This is a genomic window from Sulfitobacter sp. PS-8MA, from assembly GCF_040933935.1.
GTDB lineage: Bacteria > Pseudomonadota > Alphaproteobacteria > Rhodobacterales > Rhodobacteraceae > Sulfitobacter.
Genome location: NZ_JBFQYJ010000004.1, coordinates 1 through 12,225, shown reverse-complemented (window position 1 = coordinate 12,225; position 12,225 = coordinate 1). Strand labels below are relative to the sequence as shown.

10 protein-coding genes are annotated in these 12,225 nt (G+C 65.4%); 7 read left to right on the top strand and 3 right to left on the bottom strand.

Features of this window, described 5'->3' with window-relative positions:
- Positions 1-5: 5 nt before the first annotated feature.
- The gene (locus tag AB4M76_RS01840; RefSeq protein ID WP_368440326.1) at positions 6-206 is read right to left on the bottom strand and encodes a DUF1674 domain-containing protein; all 201 of its coding nucleotides are present in this window, start codon (positions 204-206) and stop codon (positions 6-8) included.
- A 205-nt stretch (positions 207-411) separates the two neighbouring features.
- On the opposite strand from AB4M76_RS01840, the gene AB4M76_RS01835 reads away from it, so the two are divergent.
- The 7 genes from AB4M76_RS01835 (at position 412) to AB4M76_RS01805 (ending at position 9,037) form a co-directional block, all read left to right on the top strand.
- On the top strand, positions 412-1,683 hold the full coding sequence (locus tag AB4M76_RS01835; RefSeq protein WP_368440107.1) for an RsmB/NOP family class I SAM-dependent RNA methyltransferase: 1,272 nt from the start codon (positions 412-414) through the stop codon (positions 1,681-1,683).
- A gap of 210 nt (positions 1,684-1,893) precedes the next feature.
- Positions 1,894-3,642 (top strand): heparinase II/III family protein, encoded by a 1,749-nt coding sequence (locus AB4M76_RS01830; protein ID WP_368440106.1) that lies wholly within the window; start codon positions 1,894-1,896, stop codon positions 3,640-3,642.
- Positions 3,643-3,658: 16 nt separating this feature from the next.
- Positions 3,659-5,245 carry a bifunctional phosphoribosylaminoimidazolecarboxamide formyltransferase/IMP cyclohydrolase gene (purH, locus tag AB4M76_RS01825; RefSeq protein ID WP_368440105.1) on the top strand — a complete coding sequence of 529 codons (1,587 nt, stop codon included), beginning with the start codon at positions 3,659-3,661 and terminating at the stop codon, positions 5,243-5,245.
- A 15-nt stretch (positions 5,246-5,260) separates the two neighbouring features.
- Positions 5,261-5,749 (top strand): signal peptidase II, encoded by a 489-nt coding sequence (lspA, locus tag AB4M76_RS01820; protein ID WP_368440104.1) that lies wholly within the window; start codon positions 5,261-5,263, stop codon positions 5,747-5,749.
- A 51-nt stretch (positions 5,750-5,800) separates the two neighbouring features.
- On the top strand, positions 5,801-6,313 hold the full coding sequence (locus AB4M76_RS01815; RefSeq protein ID WP_368440103.1) for a DUF3035 domain-containing protein: 513 nt from the start codon (positions 5,801-5,803) through the stop codon (positions 6,311-6,313).
- A 64-nt stretch (positions 6,314-6,377) separates the two neighbouring features.
- On the top strand, positions 6,378-7,718 hold the full coding sequence (locus tag AB4M76_RS01810; RefSeq protein ID WP_368440102.1) for a M16 family metallopeptidase: 1,341 nt from the start codon (positions 6,378-6,380) through the stop codon (positions 7,716-7,718).
- On the top strand, positions 7,715-9,037 hold the full coding sequence (locus AB4M76_RS01805; RefSeq protein ID WP_368440101.1) for a M16 family metallopeptidase: 1,323 nt from the start codon (positions 7,715-7,717) through the stop codon (positions 9,035-9,037). Before AB4M76_RS01810 ends, AB4M76_RS01805 begins: the two co-directional genes overlap by 4 nt.
- Before the next feature lie 57 nt (positions 9,038-9,094).
- On the opposite strand, the gene AB4M76_RS01800 is transcribed toward AB4M76_RS01805, so the two are convergent.
- Both AB4M76_RS01800 and deoC read right to left on the bottom strand, forming a co-directional pair.
- Complete coding sequence (locus AB4M76_RS01800) at positions 9,095-11,440, bottom strand: aldehyde dehydrogenase family protein (RefSeq protein WP_368440100.1); 2,346 nt, start codon at positions 11,438-11,440, stop codon at positions 9,095-9,097.
- Positions 11,441-11,485: 45 nt separating this feature from the next.
- Positions 11,486-12,225, bottom strand: a 740-nt coding sequence (deoC, locus tag AB4M76_RS01795; protein WP_368440099.1) for a deoxyribose-phosphate aldolase, incomplete at its 5' end; no start/stop codon positions are given.

Here is a 12,225-nt window from a genome sequence, read left to right as displayed (position 1 = left end):
GCGGCTCAGAAATCGACCGCGATCCCCTTCTTCTCCCAATCGCCATAGCGCACCGGCTCCGGCCCATCGCGCCCGCCAAGCTCGGGCGGCAGGGCCAGTTCCGCTTCCGCCTTGCGCCGGGCGGCAGCTTCGGCCAGCGCGCGCTGGGCGGCGGCGGGCAGGTCGGGGCCGGGCTCGGGTGTCGGGTCATGCGGCGTGTCGGGAATGGGCTTGGGCCCGGGTTTCGGCTGCGGCGGCAGATCGGGTTGCGGGCTTGGGGTCGGATCCGGGCCGGGACGGGGTGTCGGGTCGGGAATGGGGCGTTGATCGGGCATCAGGGTCCTCTTGAGCCAAGTTCTCCCTTGATATACGCCGCGCGCTGGCCCAGACAACCCGGCAACCCCAGACACGAGACCGAGATAGGAACAGATCATGGCAGACACAGGCGTACAGGCCCGCAGAAGTGCGGTTTATCTGTTGGACCAGATCTTGGGCGATGAGCCGCGTCTGATGTCGGAATTGCTCGCCTCGGGGGCGCTGGACTTGCTGCCCCCCGATGACCGCGCCCGCGCGCAGCGGTTGGCGCAGGATACCCTGCGCGGGTTGGAGCGGGCCGATCGGCTCTTGCAGAAACATCTGCAAAAGGCCCCGCCGCTCACGGTGCGCAATGTGCTGCGGGTCGGCACGGTGGAACTGTGCCAGGGCGGCGCGGCGCATGGGGTGGTCAATGCCATGGTCAATCTGGTCTCGCAGCACCGCACGTTGAGCCACCTCAAGGGGCTGACCAACGCCGTGCTGCGCAAGATCGCGGCCCAAGGGCCGGAGGCCTGGGACGCCCTGCGCGCCCCGCGTCTGCCGAAATGGCTGCGCGGGCCATTGGCCGAGGCCTGGGGGACCGATGCCATCGCCGCGATGGAACAGGCGCATTTCGCAGGCGCACCGCTGGATTTGACGGCCAAGGGCGACCCTGCCGCCTTGGCCGAAGCCGTGGGCGGCACGCTGTTGCCGACCGGGTCGGTGCGGGTGACGGATGCCGGTCAGGTCTCCACCATGCCCGGCTTTGCCGAAGGCGGCTGGTGGGTGCAGGATGCCGCCGCCGCGCTGCCGGTGCGGGTGCTGGCGCCGCAGGCGGGGGAGCATGTGCTCGACTTCTGCGCCGCGCCGGGCGGCAAGACCATGCAGCTGGCCGCCGCCGGGGCCGAAGTCACCGCCGTGGATCAATCCCATCCGCGTATGCAGCGGGTGAAAGAAAACCTCGCCCGCGTGGGGCTGAAGGCCAAGACACTGACCAAGGATGCCCGCGCCGTGCAGGGCGCATTCGACGCCATCCTGCTCGACGCGCCCTGTTCCGCCACCGGCACGATCCGCCGCCACCCCGATCTGCCCTATGCCAAGGACGGCTCGGAGTTTGGCGATCTGATCGAGCTGCAATCCGAGTTGATCGACCACGCCTGGAGCTTGCTGAAACCCGGCGGGCGGCTGGTGTTCTGCACTTGTAGCCTGCTGCCGGACGAAGGCGAGGTGCAGGTCGATGAGGCGCTGGAGCGGCACGGCGACATGACGGTCGACAGCGCCGCGCTGGAGCTGCCGGGGGTTGAAGCGGAATGGACCACCGAAGAGGGTGGCCTGCGCCTGCGGCCTGATTTCTGGGCTGACCGCGGCGGCATGGATGGGTTCTACATCGCCTGTCTGCGCAAAGACTGAGCGTTCGAACGGTGACGGGCTGACGCGCGCCGCGCCCGGAAACCAACGCCCAGACTCCAAATTGTTTCACGGGGATCATTGAAGCCGCGCGCGCCGCGCGCTTTGCCCCGGCGCCCCCTCCCGTCCCTTCCGGGGAAAACCCGGTGACTCATGGCGGCCGCGCGGCTATGCTCGCCCCAAACGCCACAAGAGCGTCAGAGGCAGTCTAATATGGTGAGTACTTTCAACCTCTTGGCCCGCAGGGCGGCGGTTTTGGACCGTTGGTACGCATGGCGGGCGACTCGCAGGCAGGAGCCGATCACCGGCTTTGTCTCCCCGCCCGAACCGCGCACCATCGGCTCCTTCGCGCGGGGGCGGCAGTTGCTGGCCGGGAAATACCTATTCGCGGGCAGCCTGCTGACGGAACCTGACAAGACGATGTGGGACTTGGCCCCGCCGGACCCCGCCTATGCCGCCGCCCTGCATGGTTTTGCATGGCTCGACGATCTGGCGGCGGTGGGCGATGCGCGCGCCCGTGCGGCGGGGCAGGCGTGGCTCTGGGATTGGATCGACCGTTTTGGCCGCGGGCGCGGGCCGGGCTGGACCCCGGCGCTCACCGGGCGGCGGCTGATCCGCTGGATCAATCATGCGCAGTTTCTGCTGCGCGGCACCGAAGCGGAGCAGGGCGATGCTTTCTTTCGCGCGCTGGAACAGCAGACCCGCTTTCTGTCCAAACGCTGGCATGGCGCAGCCCCGGGCCTACCGCGCTTCGAGGCGCTGACCGGGTTGATCTATGCCGGGCTCTCGCTGGAAGGGCGGGGCGAACTTGCCGATCCGGCCATCACCGCGCTGGCCCGCGAATGTGCCACGCAGATCGATGCCCAAGGCGGTTTGCCGACGCGCAACCCCGAAGAGTTGCTGGCGGTCTTTACCCTGCTTACATGGGCCGCCGCGGCACTGAGTGACGCAGGCCGCAGCACGCCGCCCGACCATCTTGCCGCGATTGAGCGCATCGCCCCCACCCTGCGCAGCCTGCGCCATGCGGATGGGGCGCTGGCCCGGTTTCACGGCGGCGGGCGCGGCATCGAGGGGTGGCTGGATCACGCGCTGGCCGCGGCCAAGGTCAAGACCCGGCAGCCCGATGGGCTGGCGATGGGCTATGCAAGGCTTTCGGCGGGGCGGACCAGCGTGATCGTCGATGCCGCGCCCCCGCCGCGCGGGGCGGCCTCTGGCAATGCCCATGCCTCGACATTGGCCTTCGAACTGACCTCGGGGCGGCGGCCCCTGGTGGTGAACTGCGGCTCCGGTGCGTCTTTCGGGCTGGAATGGCGCCGGGCGGGCCGGGCCACGCCGTCGCATTCGGCGCTGTCGCTCGTGGGCCACTCCAGTGCCCGGCTGGCCGAGCCGGACCGCCATACGGGCCAGGAGGCGCTGATCAAAGGCCCGCGCCATGTGCCGGTGGTGATCGGGCAGACCGCCGAAGCCCGGCGTTTTGAGGGCGGCCATGACGCCTATCTGCGCAGCCACGGGCTGACCCATGCGCGCAAACTGGATCTGACCTTCGACGGGCGCGGCCTGGCCGGCGAGGATATGCTGTTGGCTCTGGAGCCCGCCGAGAAGCGCCGCTTTGACAAGGTTCTCAAAGCGGTCCCGCTGAAAGGGGTGCCATTTGACATCCGCTTTCACCTGCATCCCGATGTGGATGCCACGGTCGACCTTGGCGGGGCGGCAATCTCGATGGCGTTGAAAAGCGGTGAGATTTGGGTGTTCCGCCATGATGGCACGCATAATCTGTCATTAGAAGCAGGGGTTTACCTCGAAGGCACCCGGCTCAAACCCCGCGCCGCGCAGCAGATCGTGCTGACCGGATATGCCATGAACTATGCCACGCGGGTGCGCTGGTCCTTGTCGAAAGCGCAGGAAACTGCGATTGGCGTGCGAGATTTGTCGATCGACGATCCCTATGCTGATGAAGACTGACCAAGGAACCAGCCCCATGCCCGACCTCTATCCCATCAAACGCGCCCTGCTTTCCGTCTCTGACAAGACCGGTCTTTTGGACCTTGGCCGCGCACTTGCGGCGCGGGGCGTCGAATTGCTCAGCACCGGCGGCACCGCCCGCGCGCTGCGCGATGCGGGGCTTGAGGTTCTGGATGTGGCCGATGTGACGGGTTTTCCCGAGATGATGGACGGGCGGGTGAAGACGCTGCACCCGGTGGTGCATGGCGGCTTGCTCGCCCTGCGCGACAATGACGAACATGTCGGCGCAATGAACGAGCATAACATCGGCGCGATCGATCTGGTGGTGGTGAACCTCTACCCCTTCGAGGAGACCGTCGCCAAGGGCGCGGAATACAGCGAGGTGATCGAGAACATCGACATCGGCGGCCCGGCGATGATCCGCTCGGCGGCCAAGAACCACGGTTTCGTCAATGTGGTGGTCGATGTGGAGGATTACGCCGAGGTGATCGCCGAGATGGAGGCCAACGACGGTCAGACCACCTACGCCCTGCGCCAGCGTCTGGCCCAGACCGCCTATGCCCGCACCGCCGCCTATGACACCGCCGTCAGCACTTGGATGGCCGCGCAGGTCGAGGCCACGCCGCGCCGCCGGACCTTCGGCGGCACGCTCGCGCAGACCCTGCGCTATGGCGAGAACCCGCATCAGCAGGCGGCTTTCTACACCGATGGCTCGGGTGCCCCCGGTCTGGCCAATGCGGTGCAGCATCAGGGCAAGGAACTGTCCTACAACAACATCAACGACACCGATGCGGCCTTTGCGCTGGTCAGCGAGTTCGATCCCAAGGACGGCCCCGCCTGCGCGATCATCAAACACGCCAACCCCTGCGGCGTGGCGCGGGGCGAGACCATGCTCGACGCCTATAAACGCGCCTTCGACTGCGACCGCACTTCGGCCTTTGGCGGGATCATCGCGCTGAACCAGCCGTTGGACGGGCCGACTGCCGAGGCGATTGCCGCGATCTTCACCGAGGTCGTGATCGCCCCCGGGGCCGACGAGGACGCCAAGCGCATCTTCGCCGCCAAGAAGAACCTGCGTCTGCTGACCACCGAGGGTCTCGCCGATCCTGCCGCCGCTGCGCTCGCCGTGCGTCAGGTCTCGGGCGGGTTTCTGGTGCAGGACAAGGACGTGGGCCGCGTCAGCCGCGAGGACCTGAAAGTGGTGACCAAGCGCAAGCCCTCGGATCAGGAGTTGGACGACATGCTCTTCGCCTGGACCGTGGCGAAACATGTGAAATCCAACGCGATCATCTATGTCAAAGACGGCGCCACCGTGGGCGTGGGCGCGGGCCAGATGAGCCGGGTGGACAGCACCCGCATCGCCGCGCGCAAGGCGCAGGACATGGCCGAGGTGATGGACATCGACACGCCGCTGACCCAAGGCTCGGTCGTGGCCTCCGATGCCTTCTTCCCCTTCGCCGATGGTCTGATCACCGCGGCAGAGGCCGGCGCCACGGCGCTCATTCAGCCCGGCGGCTCGATGCGCGACGACGAGGTGATCGCGGCGGCGGATGAGGCGGGGCTTGCCATGGTCTTCACCGGCATGCGCCACTTCCGGCACTAAGCAAAAGGCAGCCCCATGCGGATATTCGGCATCGCGGCCTTCGTGGCCTTCATGATCGACCAGATCAGCAAATATGTGGTCATTCACATGATGGAACTGGCGCGTATCCGCTCCATCGACGTGCTGCCCCCGGTGCTGAATTTCCGCTATGGGGAAAACCGGGGCATCAACTTTGGCCTTGGCGGCGACATGAGCCAATGGGTGCTGGTGCTGCTCGCGCTGGTGATCTGTACGGCGGTGACAGTCTGGCTCTGGCGCAGCCCGCAAGGCTGGTGGGCGGCGCTGAGCGGGGGGCTGCTGGTCGGCGGGGCGCTGGCCAATGTGGCGGATCGGCTGATCTATGGCTATGTGCTGGATTTTCTGAACAACTCCTGCTGTGGCATCAATAATCCCTTCGTCTATAACCTCGCCGACGTCTTTATCTTTGCGGGGGCGATCGGATTGATATTCTTCACCGGAGACAGCAAACCAGCCGCCAAACGCCGGGGCAAAAAAGGCCAGTGACATTGCCCGCCCGCCTGCGATATTGAGGGGCAGACCCCGAAAGGAGACACCATGCGCCGCATTGCCCTACTTTGCCTGATCCCGCTGGCCCTCGCGGCCTGTAGCAATCAGGGGCTGCGCGACATCCGGTCGACGTCTTCGGGGCCGGATGAGTTCCTGATCCAGCCGGTCAAGCCGCTGGAACAGCCCGACAGTTTCAGCGCCTTGCCGACCCCGACACCGGGGCAGGCCAATCTGACGGACCGGTCGGCGGTGGCCGAAGGTGTAGCAGCATTTGGCGGGCGTCTGGACAGTTCGGGCAGCATTCCGGCAAGCGATGCGGCGCTGGTCCAGCAGGCCGGCCGCCATGGGGTGCAGCCGGGCATTCGCGGCACATTGGCTCAGGCCGACGCCGAGTTCCGCAAGCGCAAGGGCCGCTTCACCCAGTTCCGCATCGTGCCGGTGGACCGCTATGACCAGGCCTATAAGCGGCAAAAGCTCGACGCCCATGCCGAGGCCGAGCGTTGGCGCAAGGCCGGGGCGCGCACGCCCTCTTACCCGCCGCAGGACACACGTTTTCGCTAGGCTTCTTGAATGTTGCGTCAGACCGCGTAGGTAATGCGGAACGCGACATTTTCGAGGACAAGCAATGATCCGACTGCCAATGCTGGCGGCCCTTGTGGCGACGCTCTTCACAGCCCCTCTTGCGCCGGCGCGCGCGAATGAGGCGGTAACCCATTTCACCCTCGACAACGGTATGGAAGTGGTGGTGGTCGAAGATCACCGCGCCCCGGTCGTGCAGCAGATGGTCTGGTATCGCGCCGGCTCTGCCGATGAGCCGAAAGGCGCTTCCGGCGTGGCGCATTTCCTTGAGCATCTCCTGTTCAAAGCGACGGACAAGCTGGAGGCGGGCGAGTTTTCCGCCACGGTCGCGGCCAATGGCGGGCGGGACAATGCTTTTACCAGCTACGATTATACCGCCTATTATCAACGCGTTGCCGCCGACCGTCTGGGTCTGATGATGGAGATGGAGGCCGACCGGATGAAGAACATCCGGCTCACGCCCGAGAACATCCGCACCGAGCGCGACGTGATCTTGGAAGAGCGCAACCAGCGGACCGAAAACAACCCCGCTGCCCTCTTCAGCGAGCAACTCAACGCCGCGCAATATCTCAACCACCGCTACGGCGTGCCGATTATCGGTTGGAAACATGAGATGGAGGAGCTGGACCTCGAAGATGCGCTGTCTTTCTATGAACTCTATTATTCGCCCAACAATGCCATTCTGGTGGTCTCGGGCGATGTAACGCCGGAAGAGGTGCGCGAACTGGCCGAGGCGACCTATGGCCAGATCCCCGCCAACCCCGAGTTGCCCGAACGGCTGCGCACCGAAGAGCCGCCGCAGATCGCGGAGCGCCGGGTGACCTATCGTGACGCCCGGGTGGCCCAGCCCTATGTGCGCCGATCCTATCTGGCCGAGGAGCGGGACAGCGGCGCGCAGGAGGAAGCGGCGGCCCTGCTGTTGCTCAGCGAATTGCTGGGCGGGGGCACGACCTCTTACCTCAATGAGAAACTGCAATTCGAAGAGCAGATCGCCACCTATACCGGCGCCTTTTACAACGCCGATACGTTGGACGACACGACCTTTGATCTGATCGTGCTGCCGGTGCCGGGTGTCAGCCTTGAAGACGCCGAAGCGGCGATGGACGCGGCCCTGGCCGAGTTCATGGAGGAAGGCGTGGATCCTGAGCATCTTGAGCGCATCAAGGCGCAGCTGCGCGCCGATCAAATCTACGCCCGTGACGATGCCGCCCGGGTCGCGCATCGCTATGGCTCGGCGCTGGCGATTGGCCTGACGGTCGAGGATGTGCAGGCCTGGCCCGAGGTGCTGCAGGCCGTCACCGAAGAGGACATCATGCAGGCCGCCCGCGATGTATTCAACAAACCCGCTTCGGTCACTGGCTGGCTGATGAAGGAGGACGCGCAATGAGACTGATCTACGCCCTGATCCTGACCTGCCTCGCGGCACTGCCCGCCCGCGCCGAGGTCGATATTCAATCGGTCACCAGCCCCGGTGGCATCACCGCGTGGCTGGTCGAAGAACATTCGATCCCCTTTGTCGCGCTGGAAATCCGCTTTCGCGGCGGTGCGTCCTTGGATGCGCCCGGCAAACGCGGCGCGGTCAATCTGATGACAGGTTTGCTGGAAGAAGGGGCAGGGGAGATGGACGCCCGCGCCTTCAGCCGCGAGACCGAAGCGCTGGCGACCTCCTTCGGCTTCGATGTGTCCGATGACGCGCTGTCGATCTCGGCCCGTTTCCTGACCGAAAACCGCGAAGCCTCCATCGCCCTGCTGCGCGCCGCCTTGATGGAGCCGCGGTTCGATGCGGATGCCATCGAACGGGTGCGCGGGCAGGTGATTGCCAATATCCGGTCGAACCAGAAAGACCCCAATAAGATCGCCAGCCAGACCTTCGACAAGATCGCCTTCGGGGATCATCCCTACGGCAGTTCCCTGAACGGCACGCTTCAGTCGGTGGCCGCGCTCACCCGCGATGATCTGCTGGAGGCGCATCGCAATGTGCTGGCCCGTGACCGCATCTATGTCGGGGCCGTGGGCGACATCACGCCCGAGGAGTTGGGCCAGTTGCTCGACGACCTGCTGGGCGACCTGCCTGCCGAGGGTGCTCCCATGCCGCCGCGCGCCGAGGTCGATATCCCCCCCGGCACCACGCTGGTCGATTTCGCCACGCCGCAGTCCGTTGCGCTCTTTGGCCAGCCCGGCATCGCGCAGGATGATCCCGACTGGTTCGCTGCCACGGTGCTGAACCGGGTGCTGGGCGGCGGTGGTTTTGAATCGCGGCTGATGACCGAGGTGCGCGAGAAACGCGGGCTGACCTACGGCGTCTATTCCTACCTCGCCCCGCGCGATCTGGCCGAGACCTATCTCGGCTCCGTCAGCTCCGCCAATGACCGCATCGCCGAGGCGATCGAGGTGATCCGCGCCGAATGGGCCAAAGCCGCCGAGGAGGGCATCACCCAAGAGGAGTTGGAGGCCGCCAAGACCTATATCACCGGGGCCTATCCGCTGAAGTTCGACGGCAACGCCCCGATCGCCAATATCCTCGTCGGCATGCAGATGCTGGACTTGCCGATCGACTATATCGCCACCCGCAACGACAAGGTGGAGGCGGTGACGCTTGAGGACGTCAAACGCGTGGCGTCGGAATTGCTGGAACCGGAGAACCTGCATTTCGTCGTGGTCGGCCAGCCCGAAGGGCTCGACGCGACCCCCGCGCCGCAGGAGTAACGCAAAACGCCGCCCTTCGTCGGGGCGGCGTTTCTCACTGTCTGGCAGATGCTGGGGTTATTCGCCGTAGGGCACCCAGATGTTCTTCACCTCGGTCGCGGCCTGCAAGAACGCGCGCCCGGCGCCTTCGGCCCCGAACCAATCGCGCGCCATGCCATGGTTGACCCAGGTGCGCTTGATATTGCTAGCGGCGCCTTTTTCGACCACGCGCGACAGGTCCGCCGCACCAAAGCACCAGACCGCATCCACATCCATATGCCGCGCCAAAGGCTCGGCCAGATCAGCCTGCGGCCCAGTCAGGATATTCACGACCCCGGCCGGCACGTCTGATGTCTCCAGCACCTGCACGAAATCCGTCGCCGCCAAGGGGAAGGTCTCGCTGGCAGAGAGGATCACCCGGTTGCCCATCGCAATCGCCGGCGCCATGCAAGAGATCAACCCCAAGAGCGGTGCCTCCGCCGGGCAAAGGGCCCCGATCACGCCCACCGGTTCTTTCATCGCCAGCGCCACGCCGCGGATCGGCACGCCATGCACCTGCCCGTCATATTTGTCGGCCCAGGCAGCATAGGTAAAGAGCCGGTCGATGGCGGTATCGACCTCCTTGCGGCCGGTCTTCGCCCCCTGCATCGCATCCAGCCGCGCGGCAAACTCATCCCCCCGCGCCGAGAGGTTCTCGGCAATGTAATAAAGGATCTGCGCGCGCAGGTGGCCGGTGGTCTTGGACCAGCCCTTGGCCGCATGGGCCGCCTCGACCGCGTTGCGCACATCCTTGCGGTTGGCGAGGCTCACATGGCCCAACAGCCCGCCAGACTTGCCCCAGACCGGCGCGGAATAGCCCCCATCGGGCCGCGCCTGTTTGCCACCGATATAGAGCTTCGCGGTGCGGTCGATCCCCTCCTCGGGCGCGCCTTCGCCGGAGAAGGGCTCGATCTCCTTCAAAGGCTTCGCGGAGATCTTCGGCTTGGTATAGCCCGCCAGACCTTCCCAACCACCCTCGCGGCCAAAGCCGCTTTCGCGCTTGCCGCCGAAACCCGCCGCCGCATCCATCATATTGGTGCCGTTGACCCAGACGATCCCGGTCTCCAACTGCGGTGCAATATCAAGCGCGAGGTTCACATTCTCGGTCCAGACCGTCGCCGCGAGGCCATAGCGCGTGTTATTGGCCAACTGCACCGCCTCCGAAGGCGTGCGGAAGGTGGTCGAAACCAAGACGGGCCCGAAAATCTCTTCCTGCATCAGCCGATCGGCCGGGTTCAGCCCGGTGATCAGCGTGGGCGGATAGAAGCAGCCATTCTCCGGCATCTCCCCCGGCGTCACGAAACGCTCACCGGCGGTATTGGCCTCGACCATCTCGCTCACGCGTTTGTATTGCACCGGGTCGACCAGCGCGCCCACGTCGATGCTCTTGTCCAGCGGATCGCCGATGCGCAGCTTCTCCATCCGCGCGCGCAGCTTGGCATAGAAGCGCTCCGCCACCGGCTCATGCACCAACAGCCGCGAGCCTGCACAGCAGACCTGCCCCTGGTTGAACCAGATCGCATCGACCAACCCTTCGACCGCGCTGTCCAGATCGGCATCATCGAAAACGATATAAGGCGACTTGCCGCCCAGCTCCAAAGTCAGCGCCTTGCCGGACCCCGCCGTCGCCTCGCGAATACGGCGGCCCACGGCGGTGGAGCCGGTAAAGGCGATCTTGTCGATATCCTCATGCCCCACGATCATCTCGCCAACAGCACCATCGCCCGTCACGATATTGACCACACCCTTCGGCAAGCCCGCCTGACGGCAGATATCGGCAAACAACAGCGCGGTCAGCGAGGTATACTCCGCAGGCTTCAACACCACGCTATTGCCCATCGCCAGCGCCGGCGCGATCTTCCATGCCAGCATCAGCAGCGGAAAGTTCCACGGGATGATCTGCCCGCAAACTCCAAGCGCCTGCGCATCGGGCAGTTCGCTCTCCATCAACTGCGCCATGCCAGCGTGATAATAGAAATGCCGCTGGGCCAAAGGCACATCAATATCGCGCGCCTCGCGGATCGGCTTGCCGTTGTCCAAAACCTCCAAGACCGCAAAGAGCCGCGCGTGTTTCTGCAACAGCCGCGCCAGCGCATAGATATGCCGCGCCCGGCCATGGCCGCCCAGTTTCTCCCACTTCGGCTGCGCCTTGCGCGCTGCCTTCACGGCAGCATCCACCTCGCCCTGCGTGGCCTGCGTCAGACTGGCCAGAACCTCACCCGTCGCCGGGTTGGTGCTGTCAAAGCCTTCGCCCGGCGCGGTAAAGGCGCCGTCAATGAAATGACCAAAGCGCCCGCCCTGATCCACGATCCAGGCCAGCGCATCCGCCGCCGATTCCGGGGCTGGCCCGTATTCCATGCTTTCGAATATCTCGGACACGCTCATGCCTTCATCCTTTTCCAAATACCGATCCCGCAGCCTGCAACGGGCTCAGGCGGTCGCGTGGCGGTAAGCCGCCGAATAATTGCCGGTCACATGATGCTCCAACTGCCGCTCGATATCGCCCAAGAGCGACGACGCCCCAAAGCGGAACAGGTCCGGCTGCAACCAACGGTCGCCCAGCTCTTCCTTCATCAGCGCCAGATAGGTGATCGCATCCTTGGCCTTCGAGATGCCCCCCGCAGGCTTGTAGCCCACGCGCACCCCGGTCCGCGCGTAATACTCACGGATCGCGCGGATCATCACGAGGCTCACGGGCAGGGTGGCATTGACGCTTTCCTTGCCGGTCGAGGTCTTGATGAAGTCCGCCCCCGCCATCATGCAAACCAGCGAGGCCCGCGCCACATTGCGCAGCGAGCCAAGCTCACCGGTGGCGAGGATCGCCTTCACATGCGCCTCGCCGCAGGCTTCGCGGAAGGCGCGCATCTCATCATAAAGCGCCTGCCAATCGCCCGAGAGCACATGACGGCGCGAGATCACGATGTCGATCTCGGTGGCCCCGGCTTCGACGCTCATCTCGATCTCGCGAATGCGCAGTTCCAAGGGCGAGAGACCCGCCGGGAAACCGGTGGAGACGGCGGCGATGGGGATATTGGTCCCTTCCAACGCCCGCCGCGCGGCTGGGATCATCTCGTGATAGACGCAAACCGCCCCGGTGGTGATCGGTGCCATGCCAAGCGCATCAAGCAGATCGGGCGCAATCGGCTGGCGGGCCTTCGCGCAGAGCCGCT

What these genes read in the sequence shown, in the direction of transcription:
- AB4M76_RS01835 (WP_368440107.1), top strand. Translation starts at nt 412, where the DNA reads ATGGCAGACACAGGCGTACAGGCCCGCAGAAGTGCGGTTTATCTGTTG.
- AB4M76_RS01830 (WP_368440106.1), top strand. Translation starts at nt 1,894, where the DNA reads ATGGTGAGTACTTTCAACCTCTTGGCCCGCAGGGCGGCGGTTTTGGAC.
- purH (WP_368440105.1), top strand. Translation starts at nt 3,659, where the DNA reads ATGCCCGACCTCTATCCCATCAAACGCGCCCTGCTTTCCGTCTCTGAC.
- lspA (WP_368440104.1), top strand. Translation starts at nt 5,261, where the DNA reads ATGCGGATATTCGGCATCGCGGCCTTCGTGGCCTTCATGATCGACCAG.
- AB4M76_RS01815 (WP_368440103.1), top strand. Translation starts at nt 5,801, where the DNA reads ATGCGCCGCATTGCCCTACTTTGCCTGATCCCGCTGGCCCTCGCGGCC.
- AB4M76_RS01810 (WP_368440102.1), top strand. Translation starts at nt 6,378, where the DNA reads ATGATCCGACTGCCAATGCTGGCGGCCCTTGTGGCGACGCTCTTCACA.
- AB4M76_RS01805 (WP_368440101.1), top strand. Translation starts at nt 7,715, where the DNA reads ATGAGACTGATCTACGCCCTGATCCTGACCTGCCTCGCGGCACTGCCC.
- AB4M76_RS01800 (WP_368440100.1), bottom strand. Translation starts at nt 11,440, where the DNA reads ATGAGCGTGTCCGAGATATTCGAAAGCATGGAATACGGGCCAGCCCCG.